Below are 24,882 nucleotides of genomic sequence, written 5' to 3'. Positions count from 1 at the left end.
TCTCTTCTCCTTTTCTCACTTTTGAGAGAGACGTTGTCTATTCCATATCTCGATTACTCCACTATCTGATACATTTTTATTCGTTCTTCTAACAGGCTGACCTTCTATTTCTTTCTGATTCTTCGCAAGCATTGTTGGTACGCCAAACGAAACTTTTTCTAAAATATGCCCCGCTTCTTCTGATAAACAATAATCAATAAATAAATCCGCTATAATACCACTCGGTGCATGTCTCAGTTTCGAAATCGCATTGACAGATAACCCTGTTTGCTCAGGCACTTTACTCAAAATCGGAAAGCCTTGTTTTTGAAGCATCCGTTGGTCTCCCATGAAGTTAATACCAATCATATATTCACCGCTTGCCACATACTCAGCAGGCATATAACCATTCACCGTTACCTCTGCAACTTGCTTGGCAAGGCTCCTTACATACCCCTTCGCCTCTTCTTCGCCAAATGTATCAATAAGTGATTGGAACAACGTATAAGCTGTTCCTGAAACATTCGGATCAGGCATGACAATCTTTCCGGCATACGCTGGATGTAATAAGTCTTTCCACTCCGTTGGATATGAAAGTCCTAGCGGTGCTATTTCCTCATTCCATCGCTCTTTATTAATCGCAATGGCAAGCTGCTCGACTTCATAGCCATACCAAAAACCATCCTTATCTTTAACGGCTTTCGAAAGACTATTCGTATGTTGACTTGTAACAGGAATAGATAGATCTTTTCGCTTCATCGTTTGATGTGCATCTAGTGTACCACCAATAATAATATCCGCCTTCGGATTTCCCGCCTCTTCTTCCACTCTTCTAAGCAGCTCTTCTGTAGAAAGACGAATAAATTCATATGTACATCCGCGCGGTTTACAAAATGATGAAAGCAGCGCTTCACCAACTTCTTCACGAGCCGCTACATACGCAACAAGATGGCGATCCTTCAAAATCGGAAGACCATTTTTACTATATTTAATAGAGGGTGTATCTCGAGAGCAACTAGACATCGCTCCTCCTATCACTAGCAAAAAAAAGAAAAAGGCTATCTTTCTCATGAAACATTCTCCTTTACAAATAGATTTGCTAGGGAGCCTTTCATATACATCACGTTCCCGTTATTATCACCAAGATATTGCACAACAAAGTAAGAAGGATATACAGAAATCGTCAGAACATCCTCACGTTCATTCTTTACCTGCTTCCCGTTTTGATAAGCAGTCATATAAGCGATTGGATCCTTCTGTGATTGCAGTAGCTGCTGAATTTCTCCGTAGTCTGTAATTTGCTTTGCTTGCCGAATCGAATCAAGTAATCGCGTAAGATCAGTAGAACGCACTATATCACCTTGCCGCACGATAACTCCCTTTGCTGATGCAAAGAAGTTGCCAATAGACTCTGGTGTATAATACAGGCTTAACAAATACGTTTGGAATGCGGAAATCATTGGATCCGTACCATTCTTTCCGTATACGTTTTCCTCATACTGGAACAAGTCACCTACTGCAAAAGTACGCTTATGTCCATTCAAGTACGTTACTTCTCCAGTAAATACTTGTTCATGGATCTTCGCCCCTGTCTGCTCCATTCGAATCCGGTCAAAAAATGAAACAATCGCATGTAGACGAACTTCATCCGTTACAACTAGCTCTCCCCACTTCTCATGCTTTACTCGCACTTCAGTAGGAAGGGATTCATTCGCTCTTTCTAAAACAGCTTGTTTGTCATCCAATGTTGTAACACGGTTATATAACTGCTTCTCTAGAAAATAAAACAACACAAGAGAAGCAATCGTGCAAAAGACAAACAAAAGGATTTGAAATGATAGCCTTTTCATTTCTGCCTACCTCCAAGATAAAAAAACGTTGTTTCGAAAATACCGCATAATTGTTTCATAAATGTATCATTCAACCGCTTTCAAATTTTTTATATATTCCAAACGTCTCGGTAACAAAAATGCGAGCGTCACCATCGTGCCCACTTCTTCACTACTCTCTATTCGCATGCTTCCGCCCTGCTTATTCATAATCTCTTGGCAAATGTACAAACCATACCCATTCCCATAGCTAGAAGAGAGTACCTTCCCTTTTGGAGAACGATTCCATTCAGCTAATATACCTTCATCCATACCAATTCCATCATCATAAATAAAAACTTTTGCCTCATGCTCATTTACAACGACATTCATACGTACTTGTGAGGCATCGCTATATTTAATCGYATTATCRARCACATTCAAGAAAATYTGCTTCGTCTTATCAAAATCGGCGACCACATGTGCCTCTGTTAACTCATTTACAACTTCAATTTCAAATTGCTGCAAGCGAGGTTTCACAATCGAAATCGCTTCTTCTGCTAGCTCCTTTATATTTACAATTGTTGGTGAAACTTCAAACGTACTTGTCCCGTACTTTGAAGATTGCAGTAACTCCTCAACAAGTGATAATAACCGCTGACTTTCCACAGAAACATAATGAAGACTTTCCTGTATATCTTGCTTCGATTGCAATTTCGGAATTAAATCTACATAACCGATAATCGCGGTAAGCGGTGTTTTTAAYTCATGTGTAATCCTATCTAAGAAATCCTTCTGTTTCTCTTTCTCTTCCTTAAGCTGCGAGATATGCAGTTCAATCCCATCGGCCATCGCATTAAAGGACGCCGAAAGCTGTGCAATTTCTACATACTCATTTAACTCAATCTTACTTTGATAATCTCCATTTGCAAGTCGCTTCGCCATTTGTCTTAGCTGATCAATCGGCCTGTGAAGAGACTTTGCTAAACGAATCGCAAAGAAAATACCACCAGCCACTAAACAAAGGGATGTAACAAGAAACGTCCAGCTCACATTCATTAAGACCTCTTTCTCATCTTTCAACTCATGAATAAAGCGAATTGCTCCGATTACTTCATTCCCGCGGTATACAGGGCTCGAAAATAATAACAATGGCGCTGGATCACCATTTGCAAAAACGTAAGCCTTCTTTCCCTGTAACGACCGATCTATGTCTATATTCTTATGAAGCAACGCCCCTTTTTGCGTATCCGCAACGACATCTCCATTCTTCCCGATCATTTGTACCCGGACATCCATCCTCTTCCCTAAATAAGAAGCAATCAGCATTGAACTCTGCCCAAGAGTCTCTACTTCCGCTTCCTTCTCTAAGTAATTCATCGTGTAAATTTGCGCCTCTACACTTAACTTCTCCAAAGAGTCCGCTGCACTATGGTACATATTTTTCTCTAGTGCAATATACGTCACTGTATAAAGTAGACACAAAATCGGAATTAACAATCCGGCAATCCCAAATACCATATTTCGTTTTAACGACATCTTATCACCTTTTAACAATCCAACTTATAACCAACGCCATAAATCGTCTTAATATGTTCTCCGCTTGCTCCAAGCTTCTTCCGAAGGCGCTGCACCATAATATCAACTGCTCTCGTATTTCCGCTATACTCAAAGCCCCATACTTTCTCTAATAGCTCATCGCGCATAAACACACGCTGCTTATTAGAAGCAAACAACTGGCATAAATTAAACTCACGGTACGTTAAATCAATTTCTTCTCCATTCACATGCACTTTCCGCTCCTTCGGATAAATGACCAACTCACCGGCCCGAATGACCTTATCATCCTTAGGTACCCCGTGCTTCATTACACGCCGTGCCATATTCTTCACCCGAAGAATCAACTCTGCATAATTGAATGGCTTCGTCACATAATCATCAGCCCCAAGCTGAAGACCAAGCAACTTATCATTCATCTGACTCTTCGCTGTTAACATGAGTACTGGAATATCTCGGTCCTTCTCTCTGAACAACCGAAGCAGCTCATAACCATCCGTATCCGGAAGCATTACATCTAAAATCAATACATTCGGCTCTTCATCCCACCTTTGCAGCGCCTCTTTTCCATCAGCGGCCGTAAGCACTTCATATCCTTCCATCTCTAGCTGCATCCGAATTAAATTCCGAATGCTCGACTCATCATCGACTACAAGTATTTTCATGGTTCCCCTCCTTTCGCAGTACATTTTAGTATAGCAAATATCCTATACTAAAAAAGAGTGCACTATCGAACATATGTTGAACGACAATACACCCTCTTTTATAAATCACTCTTACTTCGTATATCCATGTGGCTTGCTTTGATGCCAATTCCACGCATGTTCAATGATTGTTTTCACATCTGTATATTGCGGGCTCCAGCCTAATTTTTCTTTTGCTTTTTGAGACGATGCAACAAGGCGCGCTGGGTCTCCAGCTCTTCTTGGCGCAACTTCTGCTGGGATTTCATGATTTGTTACTTCGCGAACCGCTTCAACAATTTCTTTTACACTAAATCCGTTACCGTTTCCTAAGTTATAAAAGTCACTGTCTCCGCCATTTTGTAAATCTTTCAGTCCAAGGAAATGAGCCGCTACTAAATCATCAACATGGATATAGTCACGAATACATGTACCGTCTGGTGTATTGTAATCATCACCAAACATCATGATTTTCTCACGTTGTCCTAAAGCCACTTGCAGTACAAGGGGAATTAAATGCGTCTCCGGACGATGATCTTCACCAATAATACCGCTTGGCGTTGCACCAGCTACATTAAAGTATCTGAAGATCTTATATTTCAAATGAGAAGCTTGGCTATACCAATGCAACATTTTTTCAATCGCTAATTTTGTTTCTCCATATGTGTTCGTAGGATTTGTTGGTGTTTCTTCTGAAATTAACTCAACATCTACATCTCCATATGTTGCGGCAGTTGATGAGAAGATAAATTTATCAATTTTAAACTCATCCATCACTTCTAGTAAGCATAGCGCACCGTATACGTTGTTATTATAATATTGAAGCGGTTTTTCCATACTTACACCAACTAAAGAATCCGCTGCAAAATGCATAACTGCGTCAATTGTTTCTTGCTTAAAAACGTCTCTTAAGAAACTTTTATCGCGAAGATCACCTTTATAAAATTTCACGCCTTCTGCAATAGCATCTTCATGACCTGTTTGTAAATTATCAACTACAATTACAGATTGTCCTTCATTAACTAACTTTTTTACAGCATGAGAGCCAATATAACCAGCTCCGCCGCACACTAAAATAGAACCCATGTTTTCCACACCCAACTTTTAATGAATTATTTTATCCTGCTATCCGCGGACAGAAAAACCTCTACATCAAAGAAGATAGGTAGAGGAGCACTGTCTGATCGATAAGAGCCTTCCATCATTTGGGGGATAAAGCGCCCAAATGATGGAAGTTTCACTTTATAGTACTTTTTAACCTATAAAATAAGCTTATCTTCTTTTATTTTATAGGGCAAGTTAAATTCCAATTATTTCATAAAACCATCAACAATGATTATTTCGCTAAAACAGCTAGTTTTTCTTCTACTTTCTTCAAGTCCAGGGCAGAATCAATTTCAAAACTATCATTGCTACCAATTTTGTACAAATGAACATTTAATTTTTGAATGTTATCTTTTACAATATTATCCCAGTACAGTTCACTGAAATCTTCCTGATTTACTACTTCTTCTAGTTTCTTCACAATATGGATGCCATCTTCTTTTGACCAGTATGAAATACCACATAAGATGTAGTCATCGTTACCATCACCAATTTCAATATCATATACTTTACGATTTTCGTCATGCTTAATGATCCATTCATTACGGAAATCTTCTTTCTTCGCACTAAAGTATAGGGATGACTCTGGGTTCTCTATAAAAATATTACGGTGTAAATAAACATCCGCATCCATTACATATGCATCTTGTAAATATTCACGAACTAAATACATCGTATAAATGTTGTTGTACACATTATATTTGTCATTGTGCACAAGCTTCACATTATACTTCTCAACAAGATAATCGAATTTCTCTGCTAAATAGCCTGTTACGACAATAATTTCTTCTACACCAATTTCCTGTAAATATTCAATTTGACGCTCTAGCATCGGCTTGCCATTTACCTCTACTAATGATTTTGGAGTCGTTAACGTTAATGGACGTAAACGAGTTCCCATACCCGCCGCTAATAAAATCGCTCTCATGTTACTTCACCTCTATATTTTTTCGCTTTTGTAAATTCAGATATATCTGCAACTGTTAATATAGCTCCTACAAGGATCGCAATACAACAAATAATTAACTTCCATGAAAACGGTGATCCTAATGCTAACATAGAAATGACAACCGCCCATGCAGAATACGTAATGTTAAGCGCCATCGCTTTTGTCGGTCCAATTTCATGAATTGCCTTATAGTAGAACACATAGGAAGCTGTTCCAACTAATGCAACCACAATGATTAAAATAATCTCGCTGCTCATCACAACTTCTTTTGTTAAGAAATGCCCTCCAACTGAAGGTAAAATAACAAGTCCATATGTGACTGCTGAAACAAGCTGACGAATTTGAAGTGCCTCTTCCGGAGATACTTCTTCATCTTTCATACCGTACGCACAGATAACACATTCTAAGCCCCAGCCAACGATACAAATAAGGACAAAAATAAATCCTAACATATAGTTTTCAGTTGCAAATCCATCGCCTGTAAATCCAAGTACGATAATAAATGCAATACTAATGATAAGTCCAAGCCAATTCCATGAACGAAGGCGGTCTTTCAAAAATACAAATGCAAAAAATGCACCTACTGCTGGATATACAGCTGAAATTGCTGCTGTATAAGAAGCCCCGATATACTTTACAGCTAATACATAAAACGTCATACCAATCGGTCCACCCATAAGTGCTCCTAACATGACAAACCGTCCACTTCTCGTTTTCAGCTTAGAAAGGGCCGTTTTGAGTTGACCCTTTATCGCCATATAGATCATCATCCATAATGTGGACATAAAGTCGTGTAAAAACGTACTAACTAGAGGAGCAAGAAACACAACTTGGTCTGTTGCTAGCATAAGTTGTGAAGATAAGATAATTCCAATCAATACCGTATCTACAGCCCAAGCAAAACCAGAAAATATCCCATAAAATATGCCTTTACTTTGCACTTTTCTCATCGTTATATCCCCCACTACAACTCTAAGAAGAGCTGTAAGTTTTTCTTCGCACGATTATAGCGATCCATTCCATATGTCCCAAAATCACTGCCTGTTGCTTCTTTAATCTTCGTCCAAATACTCCATAAGAAATCTTGGAAAATCTTATTCATCAATATTCTTCTCTGGTAAGACTCTTCTACTTCCTCGTTAAAATAGTAGGATAAGAATAACTCCTCCTCTTCTGAAGAAAAGTCGCACTCTAAACTATGTGCTGCAATATCCCACATCGGATCGTTCATACCGCCATATTCCCAATCGATTAAGTATATTTTGTCTTCTCCGCTCTTAACAAAGTTTTCAGGAACCGTATCATTATGACAAGCTGTTAACGTAACATCCATTGCCTCATACATATCCTTTAACCGCATTACCTTGTTCTTCACTTCTGCATAATCATCAAAGTTAGAGCCGTTTACTTTATTTAATAACCCTTCATAATGCTCTATTTTTTCAAACACATTGAAAGTATTATTCATTTCGGCATTTGAACTGTGTAATTGTTTTAATATATTCGCTGTTAACTTCATATTATCACTGCGTTTTGCCGTTTTCGGATTTAATGTTTCTGCGTTTGGAATTAACTCTGCTAATTTCACACCAGTTTCTTCATTAAAATATAAAAGTTCCGCATCAATTCCTAATTGGCTTGCTAAATTAGAAGTTACCATTTCATCACGGCGACTAATCATATCTTCTGTACCGCTTCCTGGAATACGCAGCACATATTCGGATTTTCCAACACTTACTTTGAAATTCGTATTCGTCATACCACCAAATGGCTGAATATCTGTAATTTCATCTTTTGAAATAGAAAGTGCTTCAGAAACATATTTTTTAATTTGTCGTTCTTTAAACTCTGCTTCTTTTTTCACTAAGCGAGGATAGATTTTATTTTTCACAACTTCATATTGCTTCGGTGTATCAATCTCTGCCCATACAACATCTGGTAACTTTGCATAGCCGACATCGTACAACCTTGCAGCATCAAGAAGTAAATATTCATAGTTCACATATGGATTTTGATTATGACGGAATGTTGCTAACATGTTCATGAACACTTCATACGAGATTTTAGAAATCCCAACCATCTCACCATCAATGCGATTTAACTGATGAATGTCTTTTGAAATTTTATACAGATAGCCATCTTGAATCTCAACAAACGCTTCATCACCAGATCCACTCTCATTTGTAATAAGTACACAGTCCGGTTCTGGATGATGTAACACTTGCACAAGCGCCTTCTCTTCGATTAAAATATCATCTTCAATTAATAAGAAATCATCTGTAATCAGCTCCTGAACCTCTGCTAGCGACGCCATTGATCCTGTCCACTTATATTTCGGATTTTCCACAAAGTGCACATTATGACGACCTGTCCAGCCTTCAAACTGTTCCTTCTTATAGCCAACAACCACCACAATTTTTTCAATGCCATTATTTTTAAGGATTTCTAAACTGCGATCTAACAGAAGTTTTTCCCCAACCGTTAACAAACCAGATGGTTTCCCAAACTCCTGACGCTTACCAGCCGCAAGAACAACAGCTTGCGTAACCTTCTTGCCCTCTTTGCGATGAACTCTAAGCTTCTTCCCTTGGTAAGCCGCTAACTCCTGACGCATGTATTCAAAGCCTTTCTGGTACAAATAATAATTCATGTACTTTCCTGACTTTTTGCTATAGATGTATTGATTCTTAGTTAAATCATTCATAATATAATTCACTTTACCAACAGATATATTGCACTGCTCTGCAATCTTTTTTTGGTTCATCTGTGGATTTTGATTGATAACCTCTAATATATTTAATACTTGTTGCATAGAGCTCCCCTCCATCACCCGATTTCATCCGTTCATTTTTTGAACGTGTAATTATAATATCACCTATGGGCATAAACGTAAATATTTTGTAAATTTAATGTGTGCTTTGTAAATAGCATCTTATATGAATATATATTAAGAAAAAACAAAATCTAAAACACAGTTACACACAAAGAAACTGTAGTTGCGTGCCAATTTATAACTGATGTATACTTAAACTTATGAGTGTAATATTTTTCAATACAATAGGAAACGTGAATATTTATTCTATTGATTAGAACAATTGGAGGAACTTATTTTGAATGCACTACAACTAACACCTTTGGAGCAAGCTCAAAAAGTGATGCTGGATATGCTCATAACGCTTCATAAAATCTGTAAAGAACATGATATTAAATTTTGGATCACAGATGGAACCCTATTAGGTTCTGTTAGACATAAAGGATTTATCCCTTGGGATGATGATGCAGATCTTGCTATGCTAAGAGAAGATTACGAGAAATTTTTGCGCATTATTCCAAACCATTTACCAAAGCCATATAAACTAGAAACAGAAAAAGTAAATACACACGGCAAACATAACTGGACGAAAATTCTCTATCTAGATGATTTTGAATGGCAAGAAAGCGATGGTACACACCGAAAAGGAATATCCATTGATATTTTCCCATTTGACTACGTTTCAGAATCGGCAACGCCGTTAGAAAAAATTGTACGAAAACTTGCCGCAATCAATTATCCTTCGAAAATAAACGGCCCTGCAGATGTAGCAAGAAGAATTCTAAACAAATCGAAATTCTTTAAACTATATGTAAAAGGCCTTAAAAAAACAAACGCTGTAACGTACGGAATGGAGACAGGCTATTACAGATGGCATAACTTCGAGCTTAGTGAAATCTTCCCGTTAAAAGAAGGAATTTTCGATGGACACATGTTCCCTGTTCCAAATGATGCAGATCGCTACTTATCAGGAATGTATGGAAACTACATGCAAATACCAGAAGAAAGTAAACAACAAGCTCATATGCAAAATTTAAAAGTGACGAAGCAACACGTATAAGATTTGGACAAAAATAAGGCGCTACGTATCCTTTAACATAAAGGATACGTAGCGCCTATTATTTACTGTATAAATACAAATTGAAAAACCGACATAAACCCCTTCTTTTCAGGTGGGAGAGAGCATCCAGCCATGCATAGAAGCGGTCAGACCCTTTTCCTGCCCCATGCCAAGGAAAAACAGAGAGAGAAAACCAGTAAGCAGGTCACCTTTTGCTGTTCTTAGCAGCTTATATATGAGACATCAAAAAAGCCTAATGTCCCATTACAGGATCATTAAGCTTATTCCTTATACTCAACTACTATTTTGTTAACTCTAAATGAGCTTTTAATTTATTAGACAAATCTTGACGATCTTTATCAGGAACGAAATAGTACCAAACACCATTCTGCTTATGACCGTCACCAGGAATTTGAATTTCCTCTTTTTTATTCATCGCAGATTTATAATTGCTTTGAAGATCCCACATTTGATCTTGACTTAAATTTGTTTTTACATTTTTCTCAACAGCACCTAACATCGTGCCAAGTTTTGTAATAGATGATATGTTCGCGCCTTTACTAATAACCGCTTCTAGCACTTGACGCTGACGCATTTGACGACCGAAATCACCGCGCGGATCTTCCTTACGCATACGCGTATACTTCAGCGCCTGCTCGCCATTTAAATGAATATTTCCTTTCTCAAATGACATGCCTTCAAGCGTAAAGGCTAAGTCATTATTCACATCAATTCCGCCAACAGCGTCAACAATATCACGGAAACCTTCCATATTTACTTCAATATAATAATCAATTGGAATATCTAAAAAATTTTCAACTGTCTTCACAGACATATCAATTCCGCCAAATGCATATGCATGATTGATTTTATCTTTCTTCCCTTTCCCAACAATCTCCGTATATGTATCACGAGGAATACTTACAATTTCCATCGAACTTTGCTTCGGATTTAATGTTAATAACATAATCGAATCCGAACGCCCTTTATCTGCCCCGCGCTCATCTGCACCTAATAATAAAATAGAAACAGGTTGTTTACTTCCTAACTTCACATCAGTAGAACGTTTCTCAGAATGATCTCGTTCAAGCGGTGTATACACTTTATCTATTGTCCCCGAAACGGATGAGTACAGATAATACGCATAACCGCCTCCTGCAATGACAAGAACGCCGATAATACCCAGTATCCAAAATAGAATTTTTTTCATTATGTAACCTTCTTTCTCGAATCAGCTTTATAGGTTTTTAAGGAATAAAGTACCACACCCATTATACATGGGATTAGTTTCTATATCCAAATTATTCTATAATTTCATACATATATACTTTTCTCATTAGATATCTTACCTATACACCAAAAAACCTCGCCTTATCTAGTATAGAATAAGACGAGGTTTTTACATTATTGTTTCAAAAAAATTGATGATATGTCTAGCAAATCATAAAGAAAGCATTTACAAGATCATATTCACTTCATACATTCTGTTTCTTGGTAGCCATTCTTATTATTCGACTGCCATTTCCATGAGTCCGCGCACATTTCTTCAAGCCCGCGCTTTGCTTCCCATCCTAATTCACGTTTTGCTTTAGATGCATCTGCAAAACATACAGCAACATCTCCAGGACGACGCTCTGTAATTTTATATGGAACGGACTTTCCTGAAACTTTCTCGAATGCTTGTACCATTTCTATCACGCTATATCCAGTACCTGTACCAAGGTTATATGTATCTACACCTGTTGTATGTAATACTTTTTCAAGAGCCTTCACATGTCCATTCGCAAGATCAACAACGTGAATATAATCACGGACACCTGTACCATCTTTTGTCGGATAATCGTTTCCAAATACACTTAATTCTTTTAACTTACCAACTGCTACTTGCGTTACATATGGCATTAAGTTGTTCGGAATTCCATTTGGATCTTCCCCAATACGCCCACTTTCATGTGCACCAAATGGATTGAAATAACGAAGTAATACAACACTCCACTCAGAATCAGCTACAACTACATCACGCATCATTTGTTCAATCATCAACTTTGTTTGACCGTATGGGTTTGTTGCATTTAAAGGAAATTCTTCTGTAATTGGTGATGTTTCAGGAAGACCATATACCGTTGCTGATGAACTAAAAATCATTTTCTTTACATTATGCTTCTGCATAACATCGCATAATATTAATGTACTTGTAATGTTGTTATGATAATAAGTAAGCGGAATTGCTACTGATTCTCCAACTGCTTTTAAGCCAGCAAAATGAATGACTGCTTCAATTGTATTTTCTTTAAAAATCACATCGATTGCATCACGATTTAGAAGATTTTCTTCATAAAATTTAAACTGTTTCCCTGTTATTTCTTTCACTCGATTCAACGATTCTACTGAACTATTAGAAAGGTTATCAACTACTATAATATCATAACCGCTATTTAATAATTCCACACATGTATGACTACCAATATATCCTGCTCCACCCGTTACGAGTATTGCCATGATGAAAAACCCCCTCCGATTTTTTCTGGTTTTATGAACTCTCAGCAGAATCAATTCTAAAAACCTTATCYATATATTCTCTTCTTCTTGCTTATCAACAAGCCCAATTGTATAAAAGGAAATTGGGCTTCCTTTTGACTATGACTATTTCTCTAAATCCGGCTTAGACACAAGCTTCGTATACACAATAAAGCGATCCGGAGCATCACCAATATACTCAAACGGATAACATGTCGTTAACGTTAATGTCTCATAATCAGTTGGAACGATAATCGTCTCATCATTCGCTCCCGTAATTTTGAAATCTGTTATTTCATAAACAAGTGCTACTTGTAAATGTGCAAGTTTCGCACTATCCAAGAATAAGCGAAGCATTTCTACTTTTTGCTCAGTTTTTAAGCTCATTACACTTGCTGCATGTGCAGCCGGTGTAGCGAATGCTGTTAAACCGAGAGCAAGTACAGCGACTAATGAGCCTTTTTCATGACGCCTTTGAAATTCATGGCTATTTCTCCTTTTTATAACAATTTATTAATTTAAATATATCATAAGCAATCCTATGTAGGACAACCTAATTACAACTTCTCAAGATGAACCTCTTACACAAGGTCTAAAGACTAAACATTTTCTGATATAGAAATAGTTGATTCCCATAACCGTTCGGATGATTACTATGCCATTTCCAAGCTGAATGAATAGCTTCATCAATTGAATACATTGGTTTCCAACCTAATTGTGTGTATATCTTTTTACTAGATATAAAAAATGAATGCACTTTTTTATAATTTATTTCGTTACAACTTGCTTTGCTAATACCTCTTTAACAGTAGCGATGACTCTTTCTTGATCTTCCACTGTCATACTTGAACCAGAAGGTAAACATAAACCTTGACTAAACAGCTTATCAGAAATACTATCTGTATCACCATGAGTATAATATTTAGAACCTGCGAAGACAGGCTGTCTATGAAGCGGCTTCCAAACTGGACGCGCTTCAATATTTTGTGCCGCTAAAGCTTCAATCACATCTAAATACGTAAAACCTGTGACCTTTTCATCAATTAATAATGGACGGGGTCCTACTAAACTAACATCTCCTTTTATTACATTAATAAGCTGTGGTAATTCATCCAGACTTAACTTTCTAAGTAATTTACCAAATGATGTTAAACGAACATTATCTGGTAAGAAATTACCCTCTTCATCTTTTGCATCTGTCATTGTACGAAACTTGTATACATAGAAGGGTTTTCCATGTAAGCCTGGACGTTGTTGTTTGAAAATAATAGGACTACCCAACTAAATTTCTTTTAAAATTCCATATAATTTTTGTGATAACCTCACAGAATCATAGTGTGTTTGAGCTAATTCTTTAGCATTTTTACAAGTTTTTTCATACAAATCTGTATTTTCTTTTAGCTCTCTTAAATAAGAGTAATATGCCTTTCTATCTTGATATCTAAATCCTTTTCCTGCACTACCTTTTCTTAACACATCATTCTGCCAACCTAAATAATTTAATATAATAGGTTTTCCAGCAGCAAGATAATCAAAAAATTTATTGGCACTATTATCTTGCAATATTGAGTAATCACTAACTGACATAATACCCACATCACTAAACTTCACTAATTCTAAAACCTCTACCTTAGACATTTGATCTAAAATATACACATTATCTAGCCCATAATCTTTCTTAATCCTTTTTAAGTTTTCTTTTTCCTTTCCTTCCCCTATTAATAAGTAAACTATGCTATCGTCTCTATAATTATTTGCAATCTCTAAAATATGTTCTAAACCATTCACAAATCCCATTGTTCCAGAATGAATACATACAAACTTATCTTTTAAAAATGGATAGCGCTTAAGAATATTCTCTTTATTCACATCAATCTTTTCAACCAAATGATTATTAGCTAAATTAGTAATTACAGATATTTTATCTGAAGGTATCCCTTTTTCAATTAAATTATTTCTCATACCTGTTGATAGGACAATAATATGGGCGGCATACTTATAAATTAACATTTCTAAATTACTCAGCATTTTAATTACAAGCTTATTTTTTATAAACCCTAACTGGATTGGTATATCCGGCCAAACATCCCTTACTTCAAAAACATATTTTTTCTTTAAAATTTTTGAAACCAATAAACCTGTTATCCCAATAGTTAAAGGTGTTGATGTGGCAAAAATTATATCGGTGTCCTTTTGCTTAATTCCTAATAGAATGCTTTTCATCATAAAATGTAAAAAGGCATATACTCTCTTTATAAAGGAATACCCCTGTTTATACTGCGTATTTGTTGAAATAATATCAATTCCATCATACTGATTTATATTAACTTTGTTACCTGTTAGTATGGTTACATTATTACCTTTTTCTGCAAGGTATTTTGAAAACTCAAACGATCTTGTCCCACCAGAGTTCACTTGAAAATATTGATGTATATACAAAATATTCATTAGTTCCCTCCTAAAATGCTCTTATATAACTTTATTAATTTTTTTTCTTCAACTTTCCAATTATATTTTTCCTGATAAGCCTTAAAACCATTTTCTCCAAGTTGTACACTCAATTCTTTATCATTTAAAATTTTATGCACAGCCTCTGTTATCTCTTCTATATTAAAGGGATTAACAACTACACCACTTTCACTACTTTCGATTAACTCCTTCCAATCGGGAAAATTAGAAGCAACTACCGGAATACCAAACGACATATATTCAAATATTTTTGTTGCTAAAGATTGAAGATAATTTTTTTCAGGATGTAAAATAGCTAAGCCTATATCTGCTTGTGCATAATAATCAAATACTTTGTGTAAAGGCAACCTCCCAGGTAATTCAATATACTCATTAAGATTATTCACCTTTATAAAATCTAAAGTATCTTGCTTAAGTTGTTTAGAAAAACTTCCAATCAAAATCAATTTAAACTTAAAATCTTTATTCCTTAATTCCCTTGCCATTTTCAACATTTCATCTAAACCTCTAGTTTTACTAATAGCGCCTGCATAAATAATATTAGGTACTTTATTTGTGGTAATATGTAGAGTATTTGTATTATCTAATGGGTAGTTTAAAATATCTTCTTTAACAATGCTTATATCTGTATAGTTATTTTTATAATATTTTTCTGCATAAATAACAGCATCACATTTTTTTATTAGGACTTTTTCTATATATCCTACTAAACTAGATAATTTCCCTCTAATAAATTTAGGTATCCATGACTTACTTTTTATAGCTGCCGGAAAGTCTTCATGCATATCATAAATAACTTTAGAATTAGTAAAGAGTTTTAGAAAATACCCTACTAGTAATAATTCTGGATCATGAAAATGATATATATCTGCTTTCTCTCGTAAAGCTTTAAAAAATAGACGGAACCATAAAACTGGTCTTGCCAACCTTTTTACTTTAGGAAGATATTCAATTGTTAAATTTCCATACGTCCCTTCATATTTCACATCATTTTGAACTGCACATAACTTTACTTCATAACCCTTTTTGGCTAAACTGATTGTTTCTTTATAAAATACTCTTGTATCATTCCATGGATGAACTGAACTAAAAATAAACACTTTCAAAATATCCGTCACTCCCAATAAACATAACAATATATATTATTATCCTAATAAAAGAAAGAGGTATTTTATTAATAAAATACCTCTTTCTTAATAAATTATTGCATTTGAAGAACTTTTTTTGGTTTCTCATTAGCACCTAGCTTGATAATTTTTGTATCATCAAACTCTTTAAAAGCATTTCTTGTATCTACAATTAATTTACTGTTTTTAACTACCATAGTATCATTATAAGCTTTATGATTTGTAATTAAAATTACACAATCATATTCTGCTAAACTTAAATAGTCTAATGCAACCGAATCAACTTTTTCTCCATATTCATCTTTAAATGAATGCGCATATGGATCATTATATTCTACACGAGCTCCACCATCTCTAAGTAATTTATAAACTTCTAAGCCTGGTGATTCACGTAAATCATCTATATCTGGTTTATAAGCCATACCTAATAATAATAATCTTGAACCCATTACAGACTTTTGATGTGTATTCAAAGCATAACTCACTTTATTATAAACATATTCTGGCATATGTTTATTAATTTCTTGTGCAGTTTCAATGAATCGACTAAAGAAATTTGAACCTTTCGCCTTCCAAGCCAAATACATAGGATCAAGTGGAATACAATGTCCACCAATGCCTGGACCTGGAGTGAATTTCATAAATCCAAATGGCTTTGTATTTGCTGCATCGACTGTTTCCCAAATATCAATACCTAATTTATCACATAACATAGCCATTTCATTAATAAATGCTATATTAATGCTACGAAACGTATTTTCAAGAAGTTTACTCATCTCTGCAACCTTGGGAGATGAAACTGGAACTACAGTATCAATAAAACTACTATATAAATTCACGCCCAATTCTGTACATTTTTCAGTAGTTCCACCTAACACTTTAGGTGTATTTTTTGTATTATAGTGCTGATTGCCTGGATCTACCCGTTCTGGAGAAAAACATAGGAAATAGTCTTCTCCTACTATGTACCCTTGATTATTTAATTCTTCTTCAATTAATTCTTCAGTAGTTCCAGGATATGTAGTACTCTCTAATGTAATTAGCAAACCTTTATGCATATAGTTCTTAATTTCATTCATCACAGCAATAATATAATTCATATCAGGTTCTTGAGACTTAGTTAAAGGAGTTGGTACACAAATACTAACTGCGTCTAACTCTTTAATAATTTCGAAATTACTAGTAGGAGTAAACTGACATGATTTATTAATAAATTCAATTTCTTCATTACTAATATCAATAATATAAGAATTATTATTTAGAAGTTTATCTACCTTTTTATTATCTAAGTCAATTCCGTATACATTATATCCAGCTTTTGATAACTCCACCGCTAGGGGTAGCCCAACATAACCTAATCCAATAACGCCTACTTTAGCATTACGATTTCCTATTTTTCCCTTTAATCGGTTATAATAGTTATTCACTTTTATTTCCCCTTTATATTAATATACAAAAAAATAAACATTTATTAATTCTCATTTAAACTGTTTAATCTCAAATCCTGCCTTACAGTAAATTCCCATAATACAGCTGGATATATATGATAAAGACATAAAGCAAAACATTACCCTATTATCATTTAAGTCCCCTGAGATATTTGCATTTAAAAAATAAAATAAAAATACTATAAATATAGAGTAACTAAAGCTATCATCCTTACCACTTCTATAAAAGTAAGGTGCAATGCACCTAAATATTAATAAGAGAAAAAGAACAAGCCCTACAAGACCTAATTCTGCTATTATTTCTAAGAAAATATTATGTGGATAGCCTCTAGCGTCTGTATCATTATAGTTATAACCAAATCCACCAATGCCATCTCCTACAATGGGGTTTTCAGCAAATAATTTAAAGGCAAAATCATATCTATCAGTTCTTCCTTCAGCTGATTCTCCGCCTCCTGAATCTGTTAAAAGCACCTGAAACCTGTATATCATGGTATCAAAAAGACCCGCTTTAGCTAATGTTCCCAATACACAAACGCTCAATAGTATGACGATAAAAAACAAATTAAATCCTTTTCTAATATAAATCTTCTTTTTTATTTTAATAGATGAAATCGCTATATAAACCAACATACAGACTAGTGCTACTAAAGGCATCCTTGAACCTGATGCAAATAATGACACAAGGTTAAGTATGATTCCTATAAATGCCATAATTTTAATCATTCGATTTTTATTACTAATAATATAAAATAGTAATATTAATAGAATTCCCATAGCACTAACTCTACCTAATGATAAATAATTGCCCCCATTCACAGAAACAAAGCCAATATATGCGTTTCCTAATGACGACTTTAAATCTTTTACTGCATAACAAGACATAATTACAGAAATAAGAATAGAATAGAATATAAATTTCTCTATATCTCTTTTATTTTTAAATATAAAAAATGGTCCAATAAATGCCCAAGCAGTAAATGATATAAACCGAACTGCTTTATCAAGACCGTATAGATGGCTACTACTGTAAAATAGACTAAGCAAAATGAACATAGCTAATAAAATATAGATCCCTATAGGCTGGATAATACTTTTATTAATTTTAGGTTCATTAATAAATTCTATTAGCACTAAAGTTGCTGATAATAATAGGCCTAACATAGACAAATCTAAGAAAAAAGCTCCTGTCGAAGCTTGTTTAAATGCTCCTGCGAATAAAAATAGCGCAAAATAAAATTCTTTATATACAGGAAAACATAGTATTTTTTTCATTTTATCCCCTCTAACCCATACTAATTCACTCTATGTATTCAATGTGTTATCAACATTTTTTAATTTAAAATAAATTAAGGTCAACAATACAATATATGATAAGGCCATAAACATTCCATAACATAATAATGTTAGTTTAGGATCCCAAAACAAATTTTTTGCTGCGAAAAAAATAACTATTACTCCAATAAGTCTAGATATATCCCAAATTAACTGATGTTTTTGTAATTCTAATACTGTAAGGGTTTGAGAAAGAGGAAAAGCAATAAAATATGCTAAATACATAGGGGCCAAGTATTGAGAATAAACCCCAGATTCAATCCATTGCTCACCAAAACCTACCTTAAATATCCAAGGACCTAAAAGTAAAACCCCTAAAAATGGTACCAACCCTAATATAAACAATTTTTTAACTAAGCGTAGAAAAAATTGTTCTAAACCTTTTTTATTATTGCGTATATCACTACTCAACTGCCCTAAGTAAACTTGAGCTATTGATTGACCTAATATACCTAAAGGGGCCATAATCACCTTCTGAGACAATGCAAACCACCCTATTATACTTTGATTGTAGATTGCAACCATTATAATAGGTGGTATTTGTAAAGCAGCTATATTAATAACAGCTGACCAACTCGATATTAATGGGAATTTTTTATACTGTTTCAGAACTCGCCATAACCCATTTACAGAAATATCCTTCGGAATATTAACATCTTTCAATGTACTCTTTAGTAAAGTTCTTATACCAGCCCCTTTTCCAATGATATCTCCAATGATTAAACCAATTGGACCATTAAATTTAATACCTAGAATCACATAAGAGGTTACTTGTCCTATGCTCTGATTAACTTTTGTTTTTGCTATTGTACTAAATTTTTTTTTACGGATAGCCCAATAATTTAAAAATTGATACACCCCCATAAAAAAAATACTTAGAGGTAATACCCATAAGAAATTTACTATTGCGCTAACCTTATCTAGATTTATAATAATATCTTTCAGTGAAAATATACCAATAAATACAAAGGAACTTATAAGACATACAATAATAAATGACAATACTACTAAATGTAATGCTTCTTCATCATTCTTTGCTATAGGAATAGCTGATTCATATTTTAAAGAAGCTAGCACTAGTACAAATGAAAGTAATGAACCATATATCCCTGCGAGTCCAAAATCATTAGGGCTATAAATTCTAGCTATAATAAATGACGATGCAAAAACAATAATTTGACCTAAAATTGTTCCACTTAATAACATAAGCAAACTAGAAAGAAAATTTCTTTTTGCCAACTTATTTTTCAACACTTTATACATATCTCGATATCCTCTTTTGAGTATCTAAATTTCTTTCTAATTTATTATTTGCAAACTTTATTAAAGTATCTCTTGTTTGTTCCGGGGAATATAATCCAAACTCCTTTAAAATACCTTGTATATCCTCTATATTAATATCAATAGTTTTTCCAACAAAGATTTTAGGATATATTTGTTTTTCATGTACCTCGTCATCAGTCAATAATTCTTCAAAAAGCTTTTCTCCAGGTCTAATCCCTGTAAATTTAATACCTATTTCGTCAGTAGAGTAACCCGAAAGATTAATCAGGTTTCTTGCTAAATCAACAATTTTCACTGGTTCATCCATATCTAATAAGCTTTGTTCCAGTTCAAAGGAGTGATCGAAATGATCTTCAATTGCACGTTTCCCTTTGCCAGTTACGATGATGATGTCTTCAATTCCAGATGCAATTGCTTCTTCCACAATGTACTGAATCGTTGGTTTATCAACGATTGGCAACATTTCTTTCGGCATTGCTTTTGTCGCTGGTAAAGATCTTGTCCCCAGCCCAGCTGCTGGAATGATGGCTTTTTTTACTTGTTTCAACTTGCATTGCCCCTGTTTTTATATATATTTATATATATATATTATAAAATTTATAACAATTTTATAATAATAACGGGCATCTAACCCGACCTCACACCATGCTTTTGACAACAAGCGTATCTAAGGTAAAGCTTACTCTACCCACAGCATAGCCGAGTGTCTCCATTGATATTGGTTAGGAGGCATCACCAAATGTTTATACTTAAAAGAGACCCAGTATTTTCTTACGTCGCACCTGTTCTGGTTCTTCTCGGTAAATTATCTCCCCGCTTATTAGTGAATATGTATTTTCTTTGAAATAATAAAGTGTAGAGCTCCCAAATGACTTCTCTATTACCTCATATGCTGCTTGTAGGTGAAATGAGCGCGTTGTTGTGTTATGGGCATCTGATGATATGACATGTGCTAAATGGTGTTCAATGAGTTGTAACGAAAATTTCTTGATTTTCTTTCCAAACTTTCCTGCTATACTCCCCGCAGTAATTTGCGTGAGTGCGCCTTGATTTACGAACTTATACAATACCCCGGGGCGTTCGATGATTTCCGTATTTCGCTCTGGATGCACAATGATCGGCGTGATTCCTTTTATACGCAGTTCATATAACATTTTTTCTGCATAGCGCGGGACATGATTTGCTGGGAATTCAATTAATATGTATTTATCCGTACGATTCAATGTAACAATTTCCCCTAACTCGTAGTCTTCTAACAATTCTCCGTATAACCTGATTTCTTGACCAGGTAAAATGGTTAAATTAATGCCTTCTTCTTTCAATCTATCATTTAACTGCTTTACCTGACGAAGAATGCCTTCTGCTGGATTAATATAAACACCATTTTGTTGATGCGGAGTRGCAACGATTGTATGAATWCCTTCTTYRCATGCTGCCTTTGCCATCGCRATRCTRTCTTCGATTGMTTSTGCYCCATCATCGAYACTAGGCAARATRTGACAATGTAAATCAATCATTCCCTTACACCCCTTCTCTATCTATTCTTCATTTACTCTTTACATTGTGAATATAAGAGGAAAAGAAGATGTCTTCTCTTTCCTCTCATCTATTTAGTTAGTTAGAACCGTAATAATAATACTCAGATCCTGTTTGTTCTTTATCATTTAGAATAACGCCAAGTAATGTACCCTTTGCGCCATCAAGTGCTTGCTTTGCTTTAATCGCCGTATCCTTTTCTGTTACGCCACTTCGGACAACTAGTACAGAAGCATCACATTGATTTGCCATAACTTGCGCATCAGTAACTGGTAAAATCGGAGATGTATCAAAGATAACGAGATCATACATGCCATATGCTCCTGAAAGTAAATCTTTCATCGAGTTCGATCCCAACAATTCCGCTGGGTTTGGCGGGATTGGCCCGCATGGCAGGAAGTTTAAATTTCTAATCTTTGTATTTTCCACACATGTCTCAAGTGTTTTACTACGTGTTAATACACTTGTTAAGCCAAAAATATTCTCAACTTGTAACATTTGATGTAGTGCAGGCTTACGTAAATCCGCATCAATGAGTAATACTTTTTTACCTTGCTGTGCAAAGACTATTGCAATGTTAGCAGCTGTGGTTGTCTTTCCTTCACTTGAATTAGCGGATGTAACGATAAGAGAACGAATTTTTTTATCAACGGATGCAAATTCAATATTTGTTCGTACATTTCGATATTGTTCCGAAATAGATGATTTCGGTTGTTCATATGCAATAAGCTGACGACGTACGCGTGATGCTTTTTTCTTAAGAACCAATTGTATGCCCTCCTACTCTCTTTGCCCTTGACCGACTGCTTCTTTTCACATTATCTTCCATATGAGAAATCACTCCAAGAACTGGTAGACCTAGAAATTTTTCGATATCTTCTTCTTTTTTGAATGTGTTATCTAAATATTCTAGTAAGAATGCAAGTCCGACAGAAGCCATTAAGCCAACGACAAATGCAATAGCAACATTTAACATCTTATTAGGCCTAATTGGAGATTGCCCTTCCGCCACTTCTGCTTTTGATAGGATTGTTACATTATCTACACTCATAATTTTTGCAATTTTACTTTTGAATACTTCCGCTGTTGTATTTGCGATATCACGAGCCAATTTTGCATCTTTGTCTTGTACTGTAACCGCAATAACTTGCGAATCTTTCTCATTAGCTACGTTAACTTTGTTATTTAATGCTCCAGTTGACATATTCAATTTCAACTTTTCTTTCACTTGATCTAAAATAACTGGGCTTTTCACAATAACTTTATATGTATTCGTTAATTGAAGACTTGTTTGTACTTCCCCAGGTTGGAAAACACCCTCTTGTTTCTTTTGGTTAACAAGAATTTGCGTTGAAGCTTGGTAAATCGGCGTTATAAAGTAGAAACTTACGATTGCGCTTACAAGAGCTGCCCCAATCGTAATTGTGATGATCATAACTAAACGTTTTCTTAGAATAGTAAATAGTTCTTTCAAACTTATTGTTTCTTCCATGCCTTCCTCCAGCCTTCAATAATTTGTCATAAATTCCCTTATAAATAAATAAAACGTCAGATTTGCGGCTGACAATAAGAATCTAGTATCTAGTTCTAATCATGTTTAGTCCTAGACAACTATTTAGTATATTACATAACTCACATTAGCATAGCAATAATGGTTGAGAAATTCATTTAATAAATTGATAAATATTATAATGATAAATTTGACAAATTTAGATATCCTTTGTCGGGCATGGGTTTGCCTTTACCATATACTGATAATATGTGAATATAGTTAGTATTATTAGTGAATATATTATAAATTCACCTGTATATTTATAATAACTTGTTAAAAAACTTTCCATTATAAATTTTTATTCTATTTTTCAACAGCGTTTTTAGACGCTAAGTTGAGAAAGTTTTCCCGAAAATCCCTTATGTTTTTTAATCAAACGTTTGTTTAAATAAAGAGAACCTACCTATCAACAAATTCTCTTACTTTTCTTTTATTAAAAAGGAGATGAATGAAAAGTTTATTTTCATTCACCTCCCAACTTATCATATCTTTATTCTTTCTTATCACCAAGCGCGAATGTAACCTCAGCTTCACAAGCAATTTCACCGTTTACAGTTGCGACTGCTTTTCCTTTACCAATTGGTCCACGTACACGTGTCATTTCCACTTCTAAACGAAGCTGGTCACCCGGACGTACTTGACGCTTGAAGCGGCAGTTATCAATACCAGCGAAGAATGCGAGGCGTCCACGATTCTCCTCTTTTTTTAATACCGCAACAGCACCCACCTGCGCTAATGCTTCTACAATTAGAACACCTGGCATCACAGGATAATCTGGAAAGTGTCCATTAAAGTATTCCTCATTTGCCGTTACATTTTTAATCCCAACCGCACGCTTTCCTTCTTCTACTTCTAGAATTTGATCGACTAGTAGAAATGGATAACGATGTGGAATAATTTCTTTAATCTGTTGAATATCTAGCATATTATTCTCTCCTTATATACCAAATTGGTCATACCACCAACACACTGTCCTTATTATCCCATTCTCTATTGTTTTTGTCACGAAAAACAAGAAATGCTTTCTACCCAAAATATCTATTAGGACTATTCATACAAAAAAGATACACCCTTTTCCCTTCGCTAATCGGTATAACAAAATAATAGCAATTAACACGGAGGTTGGAAAAAAGGTGTATATCAAAGTTAGGGAAAGGCAATATACATTATTTGCCTCATGTGTCGTATTCATAGCTCATTATAAAGGACAAAAATAAGAAAGAAAAATTTAATATTTACTGCTTTTTACCATCATATCCTTAATTTTCTACAAATTTCTACAAATTTCTTCATTTTTCTTATATTATCTTAAATAGTATATCTAGAAATTAAGATTCGCAATCCAGAACACTATGCTTTATAAAAAAATAAATCCTTATGGATTAGCCTTTAATAAAAGTCCTATAAAATATCATCACAAAAGGTAATTAGTAATACTGAAGTCCTAAGTGAATAAAAAGAAATACTTATATAATATTCTTCACTATCTCTCTTTCATCTCCTCAAATCGTTTCCCTTCTCAATTACTTATATAAAATTAGTAGCAATTCAAAATACCAACAATTCCTTAGGTACTACCTCTCATTAATCACTGACCATAAAAATGTCTACAAGGTGCTTCAAAATATATTATCACAACTACACTAATAAACCTTTATATAC

Annotated in this window: 22 protein-coding genes and 1 pseudogene; 1 reads left to right on the top strand and 22 read right to left on the bottom strand. The window is 34.6% G+C overall.

Features of this window, described 5'->3' with window-relative positions:
* Positions 1-15 precede the first annotated feature (15 nt).
* The 8 genes from AC1DIT_RS03695 to AC1DIT_RS03660 form a co-directional block, all read right to left on the bottom strand.
* A complete protein-coding gene (locus tag AC1DIT_RS03695; protein WP_016132416.1) occupies positions 16-1,050 on the bottom strand; it encodes an ABC transporter substrate-binding protein in 1,035 nt (344 codons plus the stop codon).
* A complete protein-coding gene (locus AC1DIT_RS03690; RefSeq protein ID WP_016112602.1) occupies positions 1,047-1,829 on the bottom strand; it encodes a DUF3919 family protein in 783 nt (260 codons plus the stop codon). The genes AC1DIT_RS03695 and AC1DIT_RS03690 overlap by 4 nt, the downstream gene beginning before the upstream one ends.
* A gap of 66 nt (positions 1,830-1,895) precedes the next feature.
* Positions 1,896-3,326: a sensor histidine kinase gene (locus tag AC1DIT_RS03685; protein WP_476998064.1), complete on the bottom strand. Its 1,431-nt coding sequence runs from the start codon at positions 3,324-3,326 to the stop codon at positions 1,896-1,898.
* An 11-nt stretch (positions 3,327-3,337) separates the two neighbouring features.
* Positions 3,338-4,009 (bottom strand): response regulator transcription factor, encoded by a 672-nt coding sequence (locus AC1DIT_RS03680; protein ID WP_003202224.1) that lies wholly within the window; start codon positions 4,007-4,009, stop codon positions 3,338-3,340.
* A gap of 111 nt (positions 4,010-4,120) precedes the next feature.
* Positions 4,121-5,113 (bottom strand): UDP-glucose 4-epimerase GalE, encoded by a 993-nt coding sequence (galE, locus tag AC1DIT_RS03675; RefSeq protein WP_016112604.1) that lies wholly within the window; start codon positions 5,111-5,113, stop codon positions 4,121-4,123.
* Positions 5,114-5,363: 250 nt separating this feature from the next.
* Complete coding sequence (locus AC1DIT_RS03670) at positions 5,364-6,059, bottom strand: sugar phosphate nucleotidyltransferase (protein WP_016112605.1); 696 nt, start codon at positions 6,057-6,059, stop codon at positions 5,364-5,366.
* Positions 6,056-7,030 carry a DMT family transporter gene (locus AC1DIT_RS03665; RefSeq protein WP_016132417.1) on the bottom strand — a complete coding sequence of 325 codons (975 nt, stop codon included), beginning with the start codon at positions 7,028-7,030 and terminating at the stop codon, positions 6,056-6,058. The genes AC1DIT_RS03670 and AC1DIT_RS03665 overlap by 4 nt, the downstream gene beginning before the upstream one ends.
* A 14-nt stretch (positions 7,031-7,044) precedes the next feature.
* Positions 7,045-8,892, bottom strand: a complete 1,848-nt coding sequence (locus tag AC1DIT_RS03660) for an NTP transferase domain-containing protein (protein WP_016132418.1) — start codon at positions 8,890-8,892, stop codon at positions 7,045-7,047.
* Between the two features lie 298 nt (positions 8,893-9,190).
* On the opposite strand from AC1DIT_RS03660, the gene AC1DIT_RS03655 reads away from it, so the two are divergent.
* A complete protein-coding gene (locus AC1DIT_RS03655; RefSeq protein ID WP_016132419.1) occupies positions 9,191-9,952 on the top strand; it encodes a LicD family protein in 762 nt (253 codons plus the stop codon).
* Between the two features lie 301 nt (positions 9,953-10,253).
* On the opposite strand, the gene tagU is transcribed toward AC1DIT_RS03655, so the two are convergent.
* From tagU to fabZ, 14 genes and pseudogenes are all read right to left on the bottom strand, one after another.
* Positions 10,254-11,162 (bottom strand): polyisoprenyl-teichoic acid--peptidoglycan teichoic acid transferase TagU, encoded by a 909-nt coding sequence (gene tagU, locus AC1DIT_RS03650; RefSeq protein ID WP_016112609.1) that lies wholly within the window; start codon positions 11,160-11,162, stop codon positions 10,254-10,256.
* A gap of 260 nt (positions 11,163-11,422) precedes the next feature.
* Positions 11,423-12,451 carry a UDP-glucose 4-epimerase GalE gene (gene galE / locus AC1DIT_RS03645; protein WP_016112610.1) on the bottom strand — a complete coding sequence of 343 codons (1,029 nt, stop codon included), beginning with the start codon at positions 12,449-12,451 and terminating at the stop codon, positions 11,423-11,425.
* A gap of 144 nt (positions 12,452-12,595) precedes the next feature.
* Positions 12,596-12,775: pseudogene (locus AC1DIT_RS03640) on the bottom strand (sortase domain-containing protein); the annotation flags it as partial.
* A gap of 462 nt (positions 12,776-13,237) precedes the next feature.
* Positions 13,238-13,750, bottom strand: coding sequence for a sugar transferase (locus AC1DIT_RS03635; protein ID WP_016112612.1), 513 nt, complete (start codon positions 13,748-13,750; stop codon positions 13,238-13,240).
* Positions 13,751-14,917, bottom strand: a complete 1,167-nt coding sequence (locus AC1DIT_RS03630; protein WP_016112613.1) for a glycosyltransferase family 4 protein — start codon at positions 14,915-14,917, stop codon at positions 13,751-13,753.
* Positions 14,917-16,038: a glycosyltransferase family 4 protein gene (locus AC1DIT_RS03625; protein ID WP_229161414.1), complete on the bottom strand. Its 1,122-nt coding sequence runs from the start codon at positions 16,036-16,038 to the stop codon at positions 14,917-14,919. Before AC1DIT_RS03625 ends, AC1DIT_RS03630 begins: the two co-directional genes overlap by 1 nt.
* A 101-nt stretch (positions 16,039-16,139) precedes the next feature.
* A complete protein-coding gene (locus AC1DIT_RS03620) occupies positions 16,140-17,492 on the bottom strand; it encodes a nucleotide sugar dehydrogenase (protein ID WP_016132421.1) in 1,353 nt (450 codons plus the stop codon).
* A gap of 51 nt (positions 17,493-17,543) precedes the next feature.
* Positions 17,544-18,788 (bottom strand): O-antigen ligase family protein, encoded by a 1,245-nt coding sequence (locus tag AC1DIT_RS03615; protein WP_016112616.1) that lies wholly within the window; start codon positions 18,786-18,788, stop codon positions 17,544-17,546.
* Between the two features lie 30 nt (positions 18,789-18,818).
* Positions 18,819-20,111, bottom strand: coding sequence for a lipopolysaccharide biosynthesis protein (locus tag AC1DIT_RS03610; RefSeq protein WP_016132422.1), 1,293 nt, complete (start codon positions 20,109-20,111; stop codon positions 18,819-18,821).
* Positions 20,104-20,679: a polysaccharide biosynthesis protein gene (locus AC1DIT_RS03605; protein ID WP_016132423.1), complete on the bottom strand. Its 576-nt coding sequence runs from the start codon at positions 20,677-20,679 to the stop codon at positions 20,104-20,106. The genes AC1DIT_RS03610 and AC1DIT_RS03605 overlap by 8 nt, the downstream gene beginning before the upstream one ends.
* 202 nt (positions 20,680-20,881) lie before the next feature.
* Positions 20,882-21,649 carry a tyrosine-protein phosphatase gene (locus AC1DIT_RS03600; protein ID WP_476998063.1) on the bottom strand — a complete coding sequence of 256 codons (768 nt, stop codon included), beginning with the start codon at positions 21,647-21,649 and terminating at the stop codon, positions 20,882-20,884.
* A 97-nt stretch (positions 21,650-21,746) separates the two neighbouring features.
* The gene (locus AC1DIT_RS03595) at positions 21,747-22,436 is read right to left on the bottom strand and encodes a CpsD/CapB family tyrosine-protein kinase (protein WP_016132425.1); all 690 of its coding nucleotides are present in this window, start codon (positions 22,434-22,436) and stop codon (positions 21,747-21,749) included.
* Positions 22,426-23,160, bottom strand: coding sequence for a YveK family protein (locus AC1DIT_RS03590; RefSeq protein WP_016112621.1), 735 nt, complete (start codon positions 23,158-23,160; stop codon positions 22,426-22,428). Before AC1DIT_RS03590 ends, AC1DIT_RS03595 begins: the two co-directional genes overlap by 11 nt.
* Before the next feature lie 550 nt (positions 23,161-23,710).
* The gene (gene fabZ, locus AC1DIT_RS03585; RefSeq protein WP_003202177.1) at positions 23,711-24,145 is read right to left on the bottom strand and encodes a 3-hydroxyacyl-ACP dehydratase FabZ; all 435 of its coding nucleotides are present in this window, start codon (positions 24,143-24,145) and stop codon (positions 23,711-23,713) included.
* Between the last annotated feature and the right edge of the window lie 737 nt (positions 24,146-24,882).

The organism is Bacillus sp. 05T22 (assembly GCF_056396765.1).
The sequence above is the reverse complement of the archived record's forward strand: the minus strand, read 5'-3'. Positions and strand labels throughout refer to the sequence as shown.